General features: G+C 39.6%; 1 protein-coding gene. It reads left to right on the top strand.

Going from position 1 to position 1,410, the window contains the following annotated elements; all coding sequences use genetic code 11:
- Positions 1 to 494: 494 nt before the first annotated feature.
- Positions 495 to 1,410 (top strand): response regulator (locus AC3AYF_RS20975; protein ID WP_487780403.1); only part of this gene is annotated, 916 nt, incomplete at its 3' end.

Raw genomic sequence — 1,410 nt, 5'->3', positions numbered from 1 at the left:
AACAGATCCTCTCTGACTTACTTGACGATATTGAAGAATCATTTCTCCGACTGGGCTTAAGTGAAGCGCAAGAAAGCGATTTAATATCCTCACTTCATAAAGCCCAAAAAGACTCAACGCAGCTTTATAACATCGGTTTAAATTTAGATGAAAAATTAGCCTCAATTAAGGCCTAAATATTCGATCGACATTCCTCTTCGATTGCAAAACTATATATTCAGGCATAGCGATTGTTTTGAGATAGTGCAGTAGCTGACACATATTCAGGAGAAGATGTATGGCGCGCTGGTACCGAAGTAGTTTGATTTCATGGCACATTTATTTACCACTATATGTGAGTGGACTGCATGACTAATAAATCCATAAAATATCTCCTTACCTCCCACTTTATAGGCAAATATTCGATATATTTTTGCTTGTCCATTCCGTCTGTTCCTCTCCGCTGTTCCCTGAAAAGTTCTGATTCCTTTTTTTAGGACAACAATACAATAATAATGCAAAAAGCTAATTCATCTGTGCAGCCTAATTATTCATCTTCAAGCCTTAGTGGAACTAAACTTAAAACCACGATGAAGGTGCTTGTAATTGATAATTCGACCTTGTTCCATGAAATGCTCACCAGCATATTTGCAAATATGGATATGGTCGCGATCTTTCTTGACAGTGCAGTACAGGGTTTAGAGACACTAGAACAAGAGCCGTACGACTTCATTTGCCTTTCCATGTATATCGAAGATGGCGATGGCATTGAACTCGCTAAAACAATTCGTACCATAGCTAACCATAAGTACACGCCCATCTTCCTGCTGACATCTGACGAATCTAATGAGGTTTATCAACGGGCTTTGACTAGTGGTGTCACTGAGGTCTTTAGCAAACAACATGTGGTTCAACTGATTAATTTCATTCATCGTTTCACCCTGCAACAACAACCACTATCTGGTCGTGTTTTATATATAGAGGACACCTTATCTCAGCAACAAATGGTGACCAAGCTATTCACCGATAAAGGATTAACCGTAGATGCATACAGTTCAGCTGAAGAAGCGTGGCATAGTTATATACACAATGATTATGATTTAGTCGTCACTGACATCATTCTCAAAGGTAGTATGACCGGCACAGCACTCACCAATCGAATTCGCCGCTTGGGAGGTGAAAAAGGCGATGTCCCGATCTTGGCAATCACCGCATTTGATGATGTGGCACGAAGAATTGAATTGTTTTATTTAGGCATCAGTGACTATGTCATCAAGCCTATTTTAGAAGAAGAATTACTTGCTCGTGTGCGTCATCTGATCAAAGGCAAACAATTCTACGTAGAATCCTTACGACAAAAACAAAGAGCAGAAGCAGCTGATATTGCTAAATCTGAATCCGAATCCGAATCTACATCTGAATCTGACAATG

Source organism: Salinicola sp., from assembly GCF_982684285.1.
Note: the sequence above shows the minus strand (reverse complement) of the source record. Positions and strands in the feature narration are given on the sequence as shown.